The organism is Pseudomonas campi, assembly GCF_013200955.2.
GTDB classification, from domain to species: Bacteria; Pseudomonadota; Gammaproteobacteria; order Pseudomonadales; family Pseudomonadaceae; genus Aquipseudomonas; species Aquipseudomonas campi.
Genome location: NZ_CP053697.2, coordinates 1,014,263 through 1,032,518, shown reverse-complemented (window position 1 = coordinate 1,032,518; position 18,256 = coordinate 1,014,263). Strand labels below are relative to the sequence as shown.

11 protein-coding genes are annotated in these 18,256 nt (G+C 67.2%); 7 read left to right on the top strand and 4 right to left on the bottom strand.

Annotated features, from left to right (window positions below):
• The first annotated feature begins 2 nt into the window (after positions 1 to 2).
• From HNE05_RS04640 to HNE05_RS04630, 3 genes are all read left to right on the top strand, one after another.
• Positions 3 to 1,490: a TAXI family TRAP transporter solute-binding subunit gene (locus tag HNE05_RS04640; RefSeq protein ID WP_240008816.1), complete on the top strand. Its 1,488-nt coding sequence runs from the start codon at positions 3 to 5 to the stop codon at positions 1,488 to 1,490.
• A gap of 223 nt (positions 1,491 to 1,713) precedes the next feature.
• A complete protein-coding gene (locus HNE05_RS04635; RefSeq protein WP_173203820.1) occupies positions 1,714 to 5,607 on the top strand; it encodes a bifunctional diguanylate cyclase/phosphodiesterase in 3,894 nt (1,297 codons plus the stop codon).
• Between the two features lie 67 nt (positions 5,608 to 5,674).
• Complete coding sequence (locus HNE05_RS04630; RefSeq protein ID WP_173203818.1) at positions 5,675 to 5,866, top strand: hypothetical protein; 192 nt, start codon at positions 5,675 to 5,677, stop codon at positions 5,864 to 5,866.
• 225 nt (positions 5,867 to 6,091) lie between these two features.
• Here the strand turns inward: HNE05_RS04630 and pbpC are convergent, their stop codons facing one another.
• A complete protein-coding gene (gene pbpC, locus HNE05_RS04625; protein ID WP_173203816.1) occupies positions 6,092 to 8,434 on the bottom strand; it encodes a peptidoglycan glycosyltransferase PbpC in 2,343 nt (780 codons plus the stop codon).
• A gap of 92 nt (positions 8,435 to 8,526) precedes the next feature.
• Between pbpC and HNE05_RS04620 the strand changes: the two genes are divergently transcribed.
• On the top strand, positions 8,527 to 8,820 hold the full coding sequence (locus tag HNE05_RS04620) for a hypothetical protein (protein WP_173211600.1): 294 nt from the start codon (positions 8,527 to 8,529) through the stop codon (positions 8,818 to 8,820).
• 97 nt (positions 8,821 to 8,917) lie between these two features.
• Here the strand turns inward: HNE05_RS04620 and HNE05_RS04615 are convergent, their stop codons facing one another.
• The 3 genes from HNE05_RS04615 to HNE05_RS04605 all read right to left on the bottom strand — a co-directional run bounded on the left by HNE05_RS04615 (position 8,918) and on the right by HNE05_RS04605 (position 15,166).
• A complete protein-coding gene (locus tag HNE05_RS04615; RefSeq protein ID WP_173203814.1) occupies positions 8,918 to 9,268 on the bottom strand; it encodes an endonuclease domain-containing protein in 351 nt (116 codons plus the stop codon).
• Positions 9,269 to 9,590: 322 nt separating this feature from the next.
• Positions 9,591 to 14,492: an alpha-2-macroglobulin family protein gene (locus HNE05_RS04610; protein ID WP_173203812.1), complete on the bottom strand. Its 4,902-nt coding sequence runs from the start codon at positions 14,490 to 14,492 to the stop codon at positions 9,591 to 9,593.
• A gap of 209 nt (positions 14,493 to 14,701) precedes the next feature.
• Entirely contained in the window at positions 14,702 to 15,166 is a 465-nt protein-coding gene (locus tag HNE05_RS04605; RefSeq protein ID WP_173203810.1) for an aminoacyl-tRNA deacylase, read from the bottom strand.
• Positions 15,167 to 15,351: 185 nt separating this feature from the next.
• On the opposite strand from HNE05_RS04605, the gene HNE05_RS04600 reads away from it, so the two are divergent.
• The 3 genes from HNE05_RS04600 to HNE05_RS04590 are packed head-to-tail and all read left to right on the top strand — an operon-like array spanning position 15,352 to position 18,209.
• Entirely contained in the window at positions 15,352 to 16,698 is a 1,347-nt protein-coding gene (locus HNE05_RS04600) for an MATE family efflux transporter (protein WP_173203808.1), read from the top strand.
• Between the two features lie 12 nt (positions 16,699 to 16,710).
• Positions 16,711 to 17,739 carry a GGDEF domain-containing protein gene (locus tag HNE05_RS04595; protein ID WP_173203806.1) on the top strand — a complete coding sequence of 343 codons (1,029 nt, stop codon included), beginning with the start codon at positions 16,711 to 16,713 and terminating at the stop codon, positions 17,737 to 17,739.
• A 20-nt stretch (positions 17,740 to 17,759) separates the two neighbouring features.
• Positions 17,760 to 18,209, top strand: coding sequence for a DUF2214 family protein (locus HNE05_RS04590; RefSeq protein ID WP_173203804.1), 450 nt, complete (start codon positions 17,760 to 17,762; stop codon positions 18,207 to 18,209).
• Positions 18,210 to 18,256 lie beyond the last annotated feature (47 nt).

Genomic DNA, 18,256 nt, shown 5'->3' with positions numbered 1-18,256 from the left:
CCGTGCGCCATATTGCCCTGCTCGCCTGCCTGCTGCTGCTCGCCGCCTGTTCACGCGGCCCGGACCAGGCCACCCTGGAAGCCGACCTGCAGCAGCGCCTGCAACAGGCCTTCAGCCCGACCACCCTGAGCCTGGCCAAGCTGCAACGACGCGGCTCGGCCAGCGATGCCCACGCCCCGCCCGGCGAAGAGCGCCTGGTGATCTACTACGACGCCACCCTCAAGGTCGAACAGGAGCAGGACTTCGGTACCTGGGACTCGCCCGGCGTGGCCAGCCTGATCAGCGCCCTGGGTGCCGGGCCACGCGGGCTCTCCGGTATCGACAGCGGCGGCAACCAGGCCGGTGATTTGCTCAAGGCCCATGGCAGCCTGATCTACCGCAAACAGGGCAATGCCTGGCAGGCCGTGGTGCCCCAGGGCTTCAGCACCCCGCGCGCCGCCCAGCCTGGCGAGGGCGGCGCCACCCCGCGGGAAACCCTGGTCACGGCCATCAGCACCGCGCTCAACCTGTCGCCCGGCGGTACTGGCACCGAGCAGCGCAAAATCATCAGCGACGAACTGGAGCGCTCCCTGGCCAATATCCAGGGCCGCCTGACCCGTCTGCAGAGTGGCTATCCGCTTGCCAGCGGCCCGCCATCCGGGCAGTACGCCCGCTTTGCCCAGGCCCTGCGGGAACTGCTGAGCCAGCGCGGGGTGAACCTGCATGTGCTGAATACCGAGGGTGGCCTGGATAACCTGCGTCTGCTGCGCAAGGGCGAGGTCGTTCTGGCCTTGTCGCAAAGCGATGCCGCGCACTTTGCCGTAGGCGGAGTCGGCCCCTTTGAGGCCGATGGGCCGAACCTCAACCTGCGCGCCATGGCCAGCCTGTACCCGGAGCCGGTGCATGTGCTGGTCCGCGCTGACGGTCCGCTACAGAGCATCAGCGACCTGCGCGGCAAGCGGGTCAACCTCGGCCTGCCTGGCTCGGCTTCGCGCCTGACGGCCCTGGCGGTGCTGGCCGCCCACGACCTGCAACCTGAGGATCTCGGCACCGTCGCCGCCCTTGACCTGCAGCAGGGCCTGAGCGCCCTGCGCGACGGTGAACTGGATGCCCTGGTACAGATCATCGGCGCCCCGGCCGACAATATCCGCGCCGCCAGCGAGTCCTTCGCGCTGCGCCTGCTGCCCCTGCAAGCCAGCGCCATCAGCCGTCTGCAACAGGAGCGCCCAGGCAGTTTCGCCTTCACCCTGCCGGCAGGCACCTACCCGCAGCAGGGCAGCGCTCTGCCGACCCTGGCAGTCAGCAGCCTGTTGCTGACCAACGGCCAACTGACCAGCCGCGAAGTCGAGCTACTGGTACGCCTGCTCTTCAGCCTGGACAGCCCCTGGCTGCAATACGGCAGCATTCAGGGCACCCAGCTGTCACCGGACAATGCCCAACGCGGCCTCGGGGTGCCGCTGCACGAAGGCGCCGAAAAGGCCCTGCAGGCCCTCAAACCACCGGCCGGTTGACCGTCGGCACGACGCCCCCGGCCGCTGGTCACCCCACCATCGCCCAGCAATGGCAGGGTGCCGGCAACGCCGGCAAGCGGCGTTCGTAGCCGCGGCGAAACACCGTGACGAAACCATGATCGACCAGCACGCCTGAAAGGAGCGGCTAGACTCTGTCTTAAGCCCGTGGTCACTGGCAGTAACACGGTGCGTCAGTTGTCCCGCACATTTCTGGGGGTTCAGGATGCAACCCACGGTTTCCCGGCCGCTGCGTTTGGCCGGCATCTATATCCTGTTCAGCGCTGCATGGATTCTGCTCAGCGACCAACTGTTGCTGGTCCTGAATCTCGAACCGGATACCCTCAATAGCCTGCAGACTTTCAAGGGCCTGGCCTTTGTCGTGGTCAGTAGCCTGCTGATCCTGATCATCGCCCGGCACGACCAGCACACCCAGCAGGCCCTGGAAGTCAGCCTGCGCCTTAATGCCGAGCAACTGCAGCAGACCCAGCGCGACGCCGGGCTTGGCAACTGGACCTTCGATGGCAGCTTCCGCTGGTCCAGCGAGGCCCTGCACCTGCTGGAGCGCGACCCCGAGCACAGCAGCAGCAGCCTGGAAGAATTTCTCGCCTGGCTCTACCCGGCCGACCGCAATGCCGTGCAACGCGCCCTGCTCAGCCTGTTCGATGGTTCCGCGCCGCTGCTGGTCAACGCTCGCCTCAATCGCCCGAACAACGAAGCGCCGATCTGGTTGATGCTGCGTGGCATGCGCGACGCCCATGGCAAGAGCCAGGGCACGCTGCAGAACATCAGCACGCAGAAGCGCGACGAGCAGGCCCTGCGTGAAAGCGAGCAGCGCTTCCGCCAACTGTTCGAACAGACCCCGCGTATTGCCGTGCAGGGCTACGACCGCGAACGCCGGGTGATCTTCTGGAACCAGGCCAGTACCCAGCTCTACGGCTACGAGGTGACCGACGCCATGGGCCGGCGTCTGGAGGAGCTGATCATCCCCACGCCCATGCGTTCCCAGGTGGTCAGCGACATCAACATGTGGATGATCGGCGGCCCGGCCATCCCGGCCTGCGAACTGACCCTGCAACACCGCGACGGCAGCCCGGTGCACGTGTATTCCAGCCACCTGCTGCTACGCAATGCGCGCAACCAGCTGGAGCTGTACTGCGTCGACATCGACCTCGGTCAGCAGAAGCAGGTGCACGACGAACTGGAAGCCAGCGAGGCGCGTTACCGCGAACTGGTCGAGCAGCTGCATGAAGCGATCTTCCTCACCGACAGCCGCGGGCGCCTGAGCTTTCTCAACCCGTCCTGGCAGACCATCACCGGCTACAGCATCAGTGAAAGCCTGGGCCGCCCCCTGCTGGAATTCATTGCCACTGACCACCGCGAAGCACTCGGCCAGCATATTTCCACGATTCTCGGACGCCAGAACAGCAGTTGGCTGGGTGAAGTGCGCCTACTCGAAAGCGATGGCCACCCGCGCTGGATTTCCCTGCGCCTGGCCGCTGGCGAGCAGCATGGTCTGGGCCTGCACGGCAGCCTCCGCGACATCCACGAACAACGTCAGACCCAGGCCCTGCAGGAAGCGCGCAATGCCGTGCTGGACCGCATGCTCGCCCAGCGCCCGCTGCAGGACACCCTCAACGACATGGTGCGACGCCTGGAACACATCAGCCCGGAAATGCTGGTCTCGGTGCTGCTGGTCGACAAGGAGCAGCTACAGGTCATGGCCGCTCCCAGCCTGCCCGCCAGCTATTCGGCAGCAGTAGACGGCATGCCGGTGCAGCTCGGCCTCGGCAGCTGCAGCCATGCTGCCGCCAGTGGCGAGCTGACCATCGTCGACGACCTCAGCCAGCACCCGAACTGGGCGACCTTCCGTGACCAGACCGCCCAGGCCGGCCTACGGGCCTGCTGGTCACTGCCGTTCAAGAACGACCAGGGTGAGGTCCTCGGCGTATTCGGCATCTATTACCGACGCGTGACCCACCCGGCCGCCGACGATATTGCCCTGGTCACCGAGTTCACCCGCCTGGCGGGCCTCGCCGTGCGCCAGCATCAGCGTGATGCCGAACGCCTGCAGAGCGAGCTGCGTTTTCGCGCCACCTTCGAGCAGGCTGCCGTCGGCATCGCCCACCTGGCTCCCGACGGCCACTGGCTCCGGGTCAACCAGCGCCTGTGTCAGATGCTCGGCTACAGCCGCGACGACCTGCTCGACCTGACCTTCCAGGCCATCACCCACCCGGACGATCTGGACAGCGACCTGGAACAGGTCGGCCGCCTGCTCGCCGGTGACATTGCCCGCTACAGCCTGGAGAAACGCTATCGCCGCCGCGACGGCAGCCTGCTCTGGGCCAATCTCAGCGCCACCCTGGTGCGCCATACCAATGGCAGCCCGCACTACTTCATCTCGGTGGTCGAGGACATCGGCGTACGCAAGCAGCAGGAACTGGCCCTGCAACAAGCCGCCACGGTCTTCGATAGCACCCAGGAAGGGGTGGTCATCGTCGATGCCAAACGGCGCATTCTCACCAGCAACCCGGCCTTCACCACCATCACCGGGCTCAGCCCGCAGCAGGCCATCGGCCGCCGCCTGCCGCTCATGCCCGGCAACAGCATCGAACGCACGCGCTACCGCACCCTGTGGCGCAAGGTCGAGGAAAGCGGGCACTGGCAGGGCGAGCTGAACAGCCGCCGGCAGGACGGCTCGCGCTTTCCCTTCTGGCTCACGGTCAGCCGGGTGCGCGGTTGCGATCCGCGGCAGCCGCAGTACGTATTGACCTTCACCGATCTCAGCCAGTACCGCGACAGTCAAGAGCGCCTGGCTCATCTGGTGCACTTCGACCCCCTCACCGACCTGCCCAACCGCCTGTTCGCCAGCGAGCGCCTCAACCATGCCCTGGAACACGCGCATCGGCATCGCGAGCGGGTGGCGGTGCTGTTCTTCGATCTCGACCACTTCAAGACCATCAACGAAGGCCTCGGCCACAAGGTCGGTGACGAACTACTGATCGCCGTGGCGCGCCGCCTGCAGCAACGCCTGCGCAACGAAGACACCCTGGCGCGGCTGAGCAGCGACGAGTTCCTTATCGTCCTGGAAAACCTGCAACGCCCCGAGGAAGCGGCCAGCATCGCCCGCACCCTGCTCGAACTGCTCGAGCGTCCGCTGCAGATGAGCAACGGCCGCGAAGCCTACCTGGGCGCCAGCATCGGTATCAGCCTGTACCCGGATGACGGCCTGTCCAGCGACGAGCTGCTGCGCAACGCCGAGGCCGCCCTGCACCAAGCCAAGCAGGAAGGACGCAACACCTACCGTTTCTACACCGAGGGCCTGACCCACCAGGCCCACAGCCGCCTGGCCCTGGAAGCACAATTGCGCCAGGCGCTGAAACGCAACGAGTTCTCCCTGCACTACCAACCGCTGCTGGACAGCGACAGCGGCCGGCCCATCGGCGTGGAAGCCCTGCTGCGCTGGAACAGCGAGCAGGGCATGATCTCGCCGGCGCGCTTCATCCCGCTGGCCGAGGACACCGGGCTGATCGTGCCGATCGGCAACTGGGTGCTACGCGAAGCCTGCCGGCAGATGCAGTTCTGGCGCCAGCAGGGGCTGGATCTGAAGACCCTGGCGGTCAACTTGTCGCCCCGCCAGTTCCGCCAGGCCGACCTGCTGCAGCAGGTCCGCGATGCGCTGCACGACAGCGGCCTGCCCGCCGAATGCCTGGAACTGGAAATTACCGAAGGCGCGCTGATGGATAACGTCGAGCAGGCGCGCGCCACCCTGATGGCCCTCAAGGGCCTCGGCCTGAAGCTGGCGGTCGACGACTTCGGCACCGGCTATTCGTCGCTGGCCTACCTGCGGCGCTTCCCGCTGGACAAGCTGAAGATCGACCAGAGCTTCATGCAGGGCGTCCCCGAAGACCAGGCCAACCTGGAAATAGTCGCCACCATCATCGGCCTGGCGCGCAACCTGAAACTGCGTGTACTGGCCGAGGGCGTAGAAACCCCGGCCCAGCTGCAGGCCTTGCGCCAGCTGGGTTGCGAGCAGTGCCAGGGTTACCTGTTCAGCCGCCCACTGAGCGCCATTCAGCTGGTCAATTGGCTGCGCGGCGACCATCAGTCGGTCGGTTGATCCAGGTCATAGAATAACGCCCACGGAGGACTAGACTGCAGCTTCCCAACCCCTGTGGAGGTACGCGATGAACGTCCTTATCCGCCAGGTCTCGACCCCGCAAGGCACCCGCTGGCAAGTGTGTATGGATCAGCACGGCGTCAGCTTTCGCAGCGAAGCCGAAGCCCGCGCCTTCGTTGCTACCCTGCAAGCACGCCTGCAGGCGCCACACGCCCTGCCGTGGCGAGCACCAGCTCCACAGATGCAAACCGCCAGTTGATGACCCGCGCCTTGTAACCGGTGCAAAGCCTTTGCGCCGCCCCGCCGACAGCCGGCAACCGCATGGATAAGCAGAGCGCGATCCGACCCGCGAAGGGTGCGTAATGCACCCTAAGCAAGGGGCGTTGCGGTCCAAGTCTGTGTGATCCGACTCCTCATTGTTCACGGTTGGAAAAGATCGCAGACCCGTTCGTAGCGGTCAGCCGCTTGTCGATACTGAGCGGGCCTACTCCGTGACACTGAACTGCAGCTGGGCAGTCTGCCCGCCCTGATCCAGCACGCTCAGTTGGTACTGCCCCGTCTCGCGCAGCACCTGGGCGAAGGCCTCGCCCGGCTGGCTTTCGGCCAGCGGCGCGCCATTCAGGAACCACCAGCGCGTGCCACTGCCGCCCAGGGCCGAGAGCTGCAGGCGCAGGGGATCGGCACTGCTGGCAGGACGGCGTAGGCGGTCGTGATCGCGAATGCCGACGATCGACAGCGGTGCCGCCGGCGGGGCCATGGCCGGTGGGCAGCTCGGGTCGGCCGCCGGTAAACGCGCCGCCCGCCGTTCGCGCCGCGGCAACCAGGGTTCCAGCGGTGCCGGCCAGAGCGCCACCTGACGCGCCTCGCCAGCGGCACAGGTGGCGGCCACCTGGCGTCCCTGCGGATTGACCCAGATGTTCTGCAACAGCCCCAGACCCAGCGGCTGATCGGCCGCCTGCAGGGTCGGCGGCGTGGTGCCGTCGAGGGTCCAGGCAAAGCGCTGACGCCGGCAATTGTCATCCTCACGGGCCAGCGGTTGCCCCAGCGGCCAGCAGATCGCGGCCACCCCGACGCTCTCCGGAACCCGCTGCACCGGGGGCGCCAGGCCACGCTGACTGTCGCGGTTGACCAGCAGATCATGCACCTGCAGCAACAGCGGCGCGGCCGAGGCCAGGCCGAACTGACCGGGCACCGGGGTGCCGTCCGGACGGCCGATCCAGATGCCGATCAGGTGCCGTGGGCCGACCCCCACCGCCCAGGCATCGCGAAAGCCGTAGCTGGTGCCGGTCTTCCAGGCCAGCACGGGACGCTGCAGCAACTCGGCACGCGGGTCGCGGTCGGGTCGTGCCTGGCCGGACAGAATGCGCCGGATGATCCACGCCGCGCCGGGTGAGAGCAGGCGGCGCTCGTGCAGACTGTCCTGTGGCTGCAGGCGCGGGCGGGCGGCGAGCCCGTCGCGGGCAAAGGCGCTGTAACCGCCGACCAGTTCCTCCAGGCGGCTGCCGGCGCCACCGAGGATCAGCGCCAGGTTGGGCTCCGCAGCCGCCGGCAAGGTCAGCGGCACCCCGGCATTGCGCAGTTCACCGGCAAAGCGCTTCGGCCCGTAGGCTTCCAGCAGTTGCACCGCGGGCAGGTTGAGCGAGGTAGCCAGGGCCTCGCTGGCCGACACCGGGCCGATAAACCCGGCGGCGAAGTTGCCGGGGCGATAGTCGCCATAGCGCCGCGGCACATCCTGCAGCAGCGACTCGGAATGGATCAGCCCGGCGTCCAGAGCCAGGCCATAGAGAAAGGGTTTCAGCGTGGAACCGGGCGAGCGCAGGGCGCGCACCATGTCGACATGGCCGAAGCGGCGCTTGTCGGCGATATCCACCGACCCCAGGTAGGCACGCACCGCCATGCTCTCGTGGTCGACCACCAGGATCGCCGCCGAGGTGTGCTCCGGCAGGCGCGCGCGCCAACCCAGCAGCAGGTCCTCCAGGCGCCGTTGCAGGCTGGCATCGAGGGTGGTGCGGATCAGTGGCGGGCTGCCTGGCACATTCAGCCGCCGCGCCAGCAGCGGCGCCAGGTTGGGTTCCTGGCGCGGCGCCAGCAGCACCGGCTCCTGCAGCGCCTCGTCGACCAGGCCCTGTGGCCACACCTGGAACTGCGCCAGGCGCCGCAGCACCTTGTCCCGCGCCGCCTGGGCGCGCTCGGGGTGCCGATCCGGGCGCAGCCGGCTGGGCGCCTGCGGCAACACCGCGAGCAACGCCGCCTCGGCGCGGGTCAGCTGCGCCGGTGACTTGCCCAGATAGGCCCAACTGGCCGCCGCCACACCCTGCAAGGTGCCGCCGAAAGGCGCGCGGTTGAGGTAGAGGGCGAGGATCTCGTCCTTGGATAGGTGCCATTCCAGCTGCAGGGTGCGCCCCAGCTGGCGCAGCTTGCCGGCGAAGGTTCGTTCATGCGGATCGAGCAGCCGCGCCACCTGCATCGACAGGGTGCTGCCACCGGACAGCACGCGCCCGCCCGTGAGGTTCTGCCAGGCCGCACGGCCGAGGGCCAGCGGGTTGACCCCGGGGTGCCGGTAGAACCAGCGGTCCTCGTAGGTCAGCAGCGCCTGCAGGTAATAGGGCGAAACCTGCTCCGGCGTCACCGGATAGCGCCACACCCCCTCGGCATCGGCGAAGCGCCACAGCGGCGTGCCATCCTCGGCCAGCACCACGCGGGCCAGGTCGTCCTGCGGCAAGGGCAACGGAAACAGCCGATCGGCCACCAGCAGCAGCGCCAACAGCAGCAAGGGCAGCGCCAACCAGGGGCGGCGCAAGCGGATGAGCCAGCGGCTCAGGTCCATGGGCCTGCTACCCTTCGCCACAGCAGGTGCCTGTGGCATGCTGCCCCGCATTGCGCGCAACAGCCGAGGAGCGGCCCCGAGCGGCCGGACATATTTTTGTGAGTGATTTCTTTCAATGGCTGGGTCACGCACTCGGCACTCTGATCCGTTTCATCGTCGAAGCCCTCAGCGGCTTCTTCGGCCTGTTCGCCGACGCCGGCCGCAGCTTCCTGCAGGGCCTGGCCAACGCCCTCGGTACCGACATCGGCCTGCTCAGCCTGGTGGCCATGGTCTGCGGCCTGTTGCTGCTCTACGCCGCCGTCCGCGCCGGCATGCGCAAGGCGTTCGTGCGCATGGTTATCTATGGGTTGCTGGGGTTGTGGTTGTTGAGTTTGATTGTGAGTTGAATGCACCACCCTCTCCCCCGGCCCCTCTCCCGTAAACGGGAGAGGGGAGACAAGCGCGTCAAGCTTAACCCCGTGCACGGCCCGCTCCCTCTCCCATTCATGGGAGAGGGCTGGGGAGAGGGTCGATGCTCAGGCGAATCCGCTCCAGCACCGCCGCCATCTCACCCAGCACCTGATGATTCCAGAAGCGCAGCACCCGATAGCCACGCTCCTGTAGATAGCCATCGCGCACCTGATCCACCTGCCACTGCTCGGCATGCTGACCGCCATCCAGTTCGATGATCAGGAAACACTCCAGACACACGAAGTCGACGATATAGCGGCCAATCGGTTTCTGTCGCTTGAACTTCAATCCCATGAAGCGGTGACCACGCAGGTGATACCAGAGCCTGGCCTCGGCATCCGTCATGTGGGTACGCAGATGCTTGGCGTTTTCACGCAGTCCCATGTGAGCCTCCTTGCTCCCTTTGCCCTCTCCCCCGACCCCTCTCCCATAAATGGGCGAGGGGTGACTTGCGCCAAGCTCCGCTGCCTATCCTGGAGCCTGTTACCGGCCTGAAAAGTTCGCAACAACTTCAAGGCGCCCTACAGACACAACCTGCGCCCTCTCCCGCGAACTGGCGAGGGGTGACTTGCACCCAGCTCCGTTGCGTATCCCGGAGCCTGATCTCGGCCTGAATAGCTTGCGGCAACGCATAGCCACACCCCAGGCACGGCCTGCCCCCTCTCCCATTTATGGGAGAGGGTTGGGGAGAGGGAAAACATGCCCCTCAGCGCCCCCGCACCACCAATTTCTCCGGCGTCTCGCCCTGGGCCTTCCAGGCTGGACGGTACATCGACTCCACTTGCGGCGGCGGCACCCGGTAGGTGCCGGGCGTCACGGCGCGGGCCAGGTACAGCAGGTGGGTGGTGTCGTAGCCATTCACATCCAGCGCCGCCACGTAGCGGTCGTCGCGGAATTCCTGGTGTTTGATTGCGGCGTTCTGCATCGACTTCTGCCACTCCTTCACCGCGCTGCTGGCGTCGTCCAGGCTGGCGGCGCTCTGCGCCAGATTCTGGTTTTCCAGCTCCAGGCCCGCCGGTAGCAGGTCGACCAGCAGGGCATCCGGCACCCGCTCATCGGCGCGCACCGCCAGGTGCACCAGCACCAGCTGGCCGCTTTGCAGATTGTTCAGGTCCAGCGCGTTGCCACCGAGGTCGTAGTAGTCGCGTTCGATGCTCAGGTTGTTGCCCCCCGCCCGCGGTGCCTGGGCCGGGTAACCGGACAGGGTCAGTTGCTGGTACAGGCTCTGCTCGCCCGGATTGCTCAGGCTCAGCGGCTCGCCCAGACCCGCGCCCTGCAGCAGCAGGGCCGGCTGGCTGTTACTCAGCTCGCGCAGCTGGCCGGCGACTTCCAGCACGGCGTTCCAGTCCTTCTCCGGCTGTTTGACCAGGCTACGGCCGGCGAGGAACAGCGAGTTGCGCTCCTGGGTCGACAGGTAGTCCTGCAGCGCCCGCTCCTCGGCCAGTTCGAACAGCAGTTGCTCGCGCGTGCCGGCGGCCAGGTCATTCTCCTCCAGCAGGGCGTAGATCAGTGCCTGGTCGCGCAGCGGGCTGCCGTAGTCGGCCAGCCAGTCCTCGCGATTGCGACCCTGCGCCATGCCCACGGCCAGCGCCTCGTCGGCACGCGGCTTGTCGCCCATCTTCTGCAGGGCCACCGCCAGGTGTACCAGCGGCAGGCCGGACTGCGACTCACTGCGCCGCTCGTACAGCGCACGCAGGGCGCCCAGCGGCGCCTGCTGACTGCGCGCCAGCACGTAACCGGCGTAGGCCTGCACGGCAAAGCGGGTGTGGTCGAGGTTTTCGCTGTAGCCGACTTCGATCAGGTTGCGCTCCTGCAGGTAGCGCAGCAGGCGCTCGCTGGCCTTCTTCAGCGGCTCGGCGGGCACGGCGAAGCCTTGCTCGCGGGCGCGCAGGAGGAAGTCGGTGACATAGGCGGTCAGCCAGTATTCCTCGTCGCTGTCGCTGCCCCACAGACCGAAGCTGCCGTTGTAGCGCTGCATGCCAAGCAGACGCTCGATGCCGATCTCGATCGAGCGTCGCCGCTGCTCTTCAGGCTCGCCTTCCAGGCCGAGCCGCTTGAGGGTGGCAGCATCGGCGTACAGCGAGGGGTACAGGCCGCTGGTGGTCTGCTCCAGGCAGCCGTAGGGATAGGCCTTGAGGGCACGGATCTGCTCGGCCAGATTGAGCGGCGGACGACTGGACACGCTAAGCAGCGCCTCCAGCCCGGCCGGTTCGAAGGCCGCCAGGGTGCCGGCAGGCAGGCTCCAGCGTTCTCCCTTGAGCACGCTGCGGAACATCTGCTGCTGCGCCGGCCAGGCCGGACGCACACCGATGCGCCAGGTGCGACTGAACGGCGGCAGGTTCTCGCCCGGCAAGCTCAGGCCCTGCACGCTGACGCGCAGCACGCCGGCGCCGAAGCCGCCGGCGGCACGCACCGGGATACGCAGGGTGGTGCGCTGGCCCTGGTCGAGCTGAATCGGTGCGGTATGCCCGCCAGGGGTTTCGCTCAAGGCCAACTGCCCCTCGGCGCTAAGCTGCACATCGAGTTTCTGCGTGGTGCCGGACAGGTTGGTCAGGTCCAGGGCCACGGTGGTTTCATCGCCGCCGGCGAGGAAGCGCGGCGCCGACAGTTCGGCCACCAGCGGCGCGGCTACCACCGTCTTGCCCTCGGCCATGCCGTAGCGCTCGTCGGTCCAGGCCTGGGCCATCAGGCGCAGCTCGCCATTGAAGTCGGGAATATCCAGGCTGACTTCGCCCCGGCCCTGGGCATCCAGCTGCACCGGCAGGCTCTGTTGGGCGACGATGGTGATGCTGGTATCCGGGCGCTTGCCGCCCTTGGCCAGCGCCGCATCACCGCCGAAGGCCAGGCTGGCCAGGCGCCCCTGACCGGCCTCAATCAGCTGGCCGTAGACATCCAGCTGGTCGGCGCCGTAGGCCTTGCGCCCGAAGAACTGGGCGAAGGGGTCGGGCGTCGGGTACTCGGTGATATTGAGGATGCCGACATCCACCGCCGCCACCAGCACCCGCACCTCGCTCGGTACGCTGCCGTCGGCGTTCTTCGCCTGGATTTGCACCTTCAGCGGCTGCTGCGGGCGCATCTTCTCCGGCGCACTGAGGCTCAGCTGCAGCTTGCGCGGGCCGCGTTCGAACGGCAGGTGCAGCAGGCCCACGGCGCGCTTGGGCGTGGCGCCCGCCTTGCGCTCGCCGGGGCGGATCACCAGGGCGCTGATGTACAGGTCATGCCGCGCCCACTCGTCGTCCAGGGCAATGTCGAAGGCCTTGCCTTCGGCCGGCACCTCGATTTCCTGCCACCACAGCGGACCGTCACTGGACTCCACCAGCAGGTAGCCACTGCCGGCTACCGGCGGGGTAACGGTGACCGTGGCTGTGTCGCCGGCACTGTAGGCCGGCTTGTCGAGAGCCAGTTTGACCTGGTCCGGACGCACCGCACCGCCGTCGGTGTTGTCCTGCCAGGAATAACCGGCCCACACCCGCAGGCTGCTCATGATGCCGGTCTCGGCGTCGGTGACTTCGATGCGGTACGGGCCCCACTCCACCGGGAAACTGACCTTGGCCGTGCCGCCGGCGGCGACGCTGATGTTTTCCTCGGCCAGGTTGAGGAACTTCTCGTTGTAGTGGTAATTCCAGCCTTCGCCTTCGGAGAAGCTCCAGTAGTAGTCACGGCGCTCGCGGATAAAGCGCACGTTGAGCTGCTCGGCGGCCAGCTTGTTGCCCGCCGGATCGGCGACCAGCAGCTCGAATTCGACCAGGCTGTCGCCATCCACCTCCTCGCCCTCGAACAGGCCGCGCACACCGGGCAGGCGCTCGGCCGGCCATACCGGTTGCACCAGGCGCCGGGTGATCGGCCGGCCACCGGACTCCTGCAGGCTGGCCTGGACGATCAGCTGCAGCGGTGACTTGGCCTCGGCCCAGCGGTTTTCCACCTGGATAACAGTCTTGCCCTCGGCATCCAGGCTGGTTTCCTCCAGCTCGAGATCCTGGCTCAGCTCCTCCTCGGTGAGCGAGCCGAACTGGTAGCCAGGCAGCGCCTTCACCGCCTCGCGCAGCGGCCGCACGTAGACCTGGCCGGTCAGGCGGTTGCCGGACGCCGGCGCGCCGTACAGGTAACGACCCTCGACCTGGAACTGCGCCTCGTCGCTCGGTGCGATCGGCGTCTCGCTGCCCTTGAGCTCCAGGGCCAGGCGTTCGGGCAGGAAGTCCTCGACGAGGAATTCGTAGATCTGGCTGTGCCCGCTGCCGACATCCAGCAGCAGTTGCCAGCGTCCGGTCGGCGCCTCGCCGGCCAGCTGCAGCTGGTATTGATAGAGGCCATCCTCGCCCGGCTGCCAGACGAACTTGCGGCTGACCTGCTCATCCGGGCGACGCACTTCCACATTCACCGGCTGCGGCTTGACCGCGCGGCCATCGGCATCGCGCAGCAAGGCGTTGAGCAGCACGGTCTCACCGGGGCGATACAGATCGCGCGGGCCGAACACGAACAACTGCAGCGGGTTGGGGATCTCGCCGCCGATATCGAACTCGGCCAGGTCCAGGGCCGGGCCGCTGAGGTTGAGCAGGCTGGTCTGCTCGCCCTGGCGGGCGAGCAGCAGGGCGGCGTTATCGGGCAGGCTCAGCTCGGCGTGGCCGCTGCTGTCGGTGCTGCCTTCGCCGATCACCTGGCCCTTGTCGCTGAGCAGTTCCAGGGTCACGTCGGCCTGCGCCGCGCCTCCTTCCAGGGCCTGGGTGAAGACATCCAGGCGGCCGCGGTAACGGTGCACCGACAGGCCGATATCACTGAGGGTGAACAGGGTCGCCGGCTGCGTGTAGTTGTAGGTGCCGGCCTCGCGCATCACCGCCAGGTACACGCCCGGCTGTTTGAACGGCTCCAGACCGGCAATCGGCAGCAGCAGGGTTTCGCGGGTATTGCGCGCCGGGTTGAGGTCGAAACGGCCGCCATAGACCAGCTCGGCCATCGGCAGCAGCTCGCGGGATTCCCAGGTGCTGATATTGGAGCTGCGCCCCCACTGGCTGAGAAAGCTCGGCAGCGCTTCCTGGCGGATGCGGAAGAATTCTACGTTGACCTTGTCGACGTTCAGCGCGATCACCGGCAGGCCTTCGGCCAGACGGGTCGGCAGCAACGAGCCACGGCTGGCGAAGCCGACTGTGGGCTGCATGTCGCGGGTATCGATCTGCGAGCTGTATTCCGCGGCCAGTTCGCTGGCATTGACTCCACGCAGGCCGGCATCGACGGTCAGCAGCAGGCTGCGCTGCGGTTCGAGGTGGCGCAGGCGCAGTTCCATCAGGTTGTCGGACAGCTCCCAGGCGCCGTCGACCTTGCCGCTTTTCTTGTCGACCAGATGCAGCTTGGCGGCGAAGTCCTGCTCGGGATCGAGCGGCACGCTGAAGGTCACCGACAGCACACTGGCGCCGTCGAGCTGCACTTCCGAGGCATCGGCCACACTCAACTGGCGCCCGGCATAGCGCTTGGCCAGCGCCTCGACATCCGCCGCCGGCCTTGCCGCGTCCTGCTGCGCGACGGGGCGGTCGGCGCTGGGCACATCGGGAGTGGAAGAATCGCAGGCACTGAGCAGCGTCAGTGCGAGGGCCAGAAGCAGTCCTTTGTTCGGCATAGCAGGCTCCCAAAGCGGGCAAGGCAGAGGAGCGAAACTATAGCCGAAGCCCGCTTGCGCAGGCGTGATCTAGGCCGGGATCATGAATGGATAGCCGGTATTGGCAGAGGCCTCGCAGGCCACCAGCAACTTGCGGGTTGCCGATGCCCTGCAACCCGTCGCGCACGCTCACGCCAAGGTGTCCGCCAGAAGCTGTGCGCCGCGCTGGCTCAGACACTCAGCTCGCACAACTGAGCATTGGGCGCCAGCTTGAAGAACTCGTCGATCGACAGGTGCACCAGGCTTTCGTGGTCGCCGGCCTCCAAGTAGATGTCGGCCTGCCGCGCCAGCGCCGGGTCGATCAGCATGCCCATGCCATAGGCCTCGCCAAGGGCCGGCACGGCACCGCGCTCGCAGTCGCGGAACAGCCCGCCGAGGCTCTGTTCGCTGGTCAGCTGCCAGCGCCAGGGGCCCTTGTGCACCTTGCCCAGATCCAGCTGCCGGTTGGCCGGCACCACGGCCATCAGGTAGTGCCCACGGCGGTCGTCGAGGATGATCGGCTTGGCCATGCGCGAGGCGGGAACGCCGGCCTTGCGCGCCGACTCCAGGCTGGTCGCCGAGTGATCATGCTCGACCAGATCGTACTGACATTCGGCCCGTTGCAGACTACGGGCCAGGGTTTCGGCCACATGCATGTTGCACCTCCTCGGCCGCCACGGCTGCGCGGCACTCACTGCTGGTACAGACAAGTCTAGCCAGCTGCCTGCGCGCCCGAGCGGGCTCGGCTACAACACTTGCAGCTATCGGCTGGCGGCGCTAGTCACAAATGCGCTATGCCCTATCTGGCCTGCCTATAATCGGCCTTTTGCCGGTACTGCCCATGTCCGCCCTGCTCGACGCCTGGCGCCACGCCCCGACCCATCGGCGGGTCTGGGCCCTGGCCCTGCCGATGATCCTGTCCAACCTGTCGGTACCGCTGGTGGCACTGGTCGACACCGCCGTGATCGGTCACCTGCCGCATGCCCATCAGCTCGGTGCGGTGGTGGTTGGTGCCAGCCTGTATGCCATGCTGGTCGGCGTGTTCGGCATCCTGCGCATGAGCGCCACCGGCTTCGCCGCCCAGGCCTGTGGCCGTGGCGATGGCACGGCGCTGCGCCAGGTGCTGCTGCAAAGCCTGCTGCTGGTGGGTGGTCTGTCGCTGCTGCTGGCGCTGCTGGCCGTGCCGCTGAGCGGCCTGGCCCTGAACCTGATGCAGCCCTCGGCGGAGTTGGCCAGCCTGGCCCGCGAGTTCTTCCACGCTCGGCTGTTCGGCTTGCCGGCCACCCTGGCCAGTTCCGCCCTGATCGGCTGGCTGCTGGGTACGCAACGCGCCCGCGGCGCGCTGGCCGTCATGCTGAGCACCAACCTGCTGAACATCCTGCTCAACCTGTGGTTCGTGCTCGGTCTGGAGTGGGGCGTGGTCGGCTCCGCGCGGGCCTCGGTGCTGGCCGAATGGAGCGGCGCCCTGCTCGGTCTGCTGCTGGCCGCTCAAGCCCTGCGCCATCACCCCGGACGACTCGACGGGGCAGCCCTTAAACAGTGGCGCAGCTGGCACGCACTGCTGGCGGTCAACCGCGACATCCTGATCCGCACCCTGGCCCTGCACCTGGTGTTCTTCCTGGTCACCGTGCAGGGCACCCGCCTCGGTGACGCCACGGTGGCGGCCAATGCCCTGCTGCTCAACGGCCTGCTGCTCGCCGCCTTCGCCCTGGACGGCCTGGCCCATGCGGTGGAGGCGCTGTGCGGGCACGCCATCGGTGCCGCTGACCGCCTGGCCTTGCGCCGCTCGCTGGTGGTCGCCAGCGGCTGGGCGCTGCTCGCCAGCCTGGCTTTTGCCCTGCTGTTTCTCGCCGGCGGCGAACTGTTCGTCAATCTGCAGAGTGACATCCCTGCGGTACGCGCAGTGGCCTATCAGTACCTGCCCTACCTGGCCGTTCTACCGCTGCTGGGAGTGTGGAGCTACCTGCTCGACGGCCTGTTCATCGGCGCCACCCGCGCCCGGGAAATGCGCAATGCCATGCTCGCCAGCGTGGCCCTGGCCCTGCCGCTGGGTTGGCTGCTGCAAGGCCTGGGCAATCACGGCCTGTGGCTGGCTTTGCTATGTTTTATGCTGATGCGCGGCCTGAGCCTGGCCATCCTGGCGTGGCGCCTGCAGCGCCGGGATGCCTGGCTGGCTCCACCGCACTAAACGGAGACAAGAATGCTGCCTGCTCCCTGCCCTCCCGATGAAGCCCTTCGCCAACAGGCGCTGGATGACCTCGATCTGCTCGACACCCCCGCCGAGCTGTATCTCGACACCCTGGTGCGCCTGACCCGTGAACTGTTCGGCGTCGATACCGTGCTGATCAGCCTGGTTGATCGTGACCGCCAATGGTTCAAGGCGCGCACGGGCCTGGACCTGGCCGAAACCCCGCGGGACATTTCCTTCTGTGGCCATGCGGTGGCAGCGCGCAGTCCGCTGGTCGTCGAGGACGCCCATCTCGACGTGCGCTTCTGCGACAACCCGGTGGTGGTCGGCGCGCCCTTTATCCGCTTCTACGCCGGCCAGCCGCTCTACAGCCGCGACAACCAACCGATCGGCACGCTCTGCCTGCTGCATCCGCAGCCACGCGGCCTCGACCCAGCGGAGCGGCTGCGCCTGCGCGACCTGGCCACGCTGGTCGAGGGTTACCTGCATCTACGCAATGTCAGCCAGCACGCCCACACGTTGCGCCAGGCGGTCAGCCGCGAACAACGCAAGGCACTGATCGACCCGCTGACCCAGCTGTGGAACCGCGCCGGCTTCAATGAGTTCTACCCGCGCGAGCTGGCCAGTGCGATGGAGCAAGGCTTGCAGCTCGCCGCAATCTATTGCGACCTCGACCACTTCAAGCAGGTCAACGACCAGTTCGGCCATGGCGGCGGCGACCAGGTGCTGTGGGAAAGCGCACGGCGCATGAGCGCCGCCCTGCGCCCGGATGATCTGCTGGTGCGCCTGGGTGGCGAGGAGTTCGTCGCCCTGGTCAGCGTGCACGACGCCAGCGAGCTGCAGCACATCGCCGAGCGCGTCCGCCAGGCCATTGCCGCCACGCCGATGAGCATCGGCACGCTCAGCCATACGGTGACCAGCAGCATCGGTACCGCCATTGCGGCGCCCGGAGAGAACCCGGCCTCGCTGCTGGAACGCGCCGACAGCGCGCTGTACCTTGCCAAGCACCAGGGCCGTAACAGAACGGTCCACGCCGCCTGACCTACCACGAGGAGCACTCCATGGCCGACGCGATTGCCGCCAGCCTGCACTACCTGTCGATCTTCGTCCTGTTCGCCCTGCTGACCGCCGAGCACCTGCTGTTCAAGCCGCAGATGGACGTCGCCAGCGCTCAGCGCCTGCTGCGCATCGACATCGCCTACGGCGTCAGCGCCGGCCTGGTACTGGTCACCGGCGTTGCCCGAGTGCTGTGGTTCGGCAAGGGCCTGGACTACTACCTGCACAACGGTCTGTTCCACGCCAAGGTCGGCCTGTTCCTGCTGATCGGCCTGATCTCGGCCCTGCCGACCCTGACCTTCTTCAACTGGCGCAACGACCTGCTGGCCGGCAAGGCGCCGCAGATCAGCCCAGCGATCGCCAAACGCACGATCTGGGTGATCCGCCTGGAGCTGCTGTTGCTGGTCTGCCTGCCCTTCCTTGCCAGCCTGATGGCACGCGGTTTCGGCAGCTAGGTTGTAGCCCGGATGCAATCCGGGGAATTCCCGTCCCGGATTGCATC

Bases quoted from the DNA above. Each gene is read 5' to 3' on its own strand.
- HNE05_RS04630 (WP_173203818.1), top strand. From the start codon at position 5,675: ATGAACGTCCTTATCCGCCAGGTCTCGACCCCGCAAGGCACCCGCTGG.
- HNE05_RS04600 (WP_173203808.1), top strand. From the start codon at position 15,352: ATGTCCGCCCTGCTCGACGCCTGGCGCCACGCCCCGACCCATCGGCGG.
- HNE05_RS04615 (WP_173203814.1), bottom strand. From the start codon at position 9,268: ATGGGACTGCGTGAAAACGCCAAGCATCTGCGTACCCACATGACGGAT.
- HNE05_RS04635 (WP_173203820.1), top strand. From the start codon at position 1,714: ATGCAACCCACGGTTTCCCGGCCGCTGCGTTTGGCCGGCATCTATATC.
- pbpC (WP_173203816.1), bottom strand. From the start codon at position 8,434: ATGGACCTGAGCCGCTGGCTCATCCGCTTGCGCCGCCCCTGGTTGGCG.
- HNE05_RS04605 (WP_173203810.1), bottom strand. From the start codon at position 15,166: ATGCATGTGGCCGAAACCCTGGCCCGTAGTCTGCAACGGGCCGAATGT.
- HNE05_RS04595 (WP_173203806.1), top strand. From the start codon at position 16,711: ATGCTGCCTGCTCCCTGCCCTCCCGATGAAGCCCTTCGCCAACAGGCG.
- HNE05_RS04610 (WP_173203812.1), bottom strand. From the start codon at position 14,492: ATGCCGAACAAAGGACTGCTTCTGGCCCTCGCACTGACGCTGCTCAGT.
- HNE05_RS04590 (WP_173203804.1), top strand. From the start codon at position 17,760: ATGGCCGACGCGATTGCCGCCAGCCTGCACTACCTGTCGATCTTCGTC.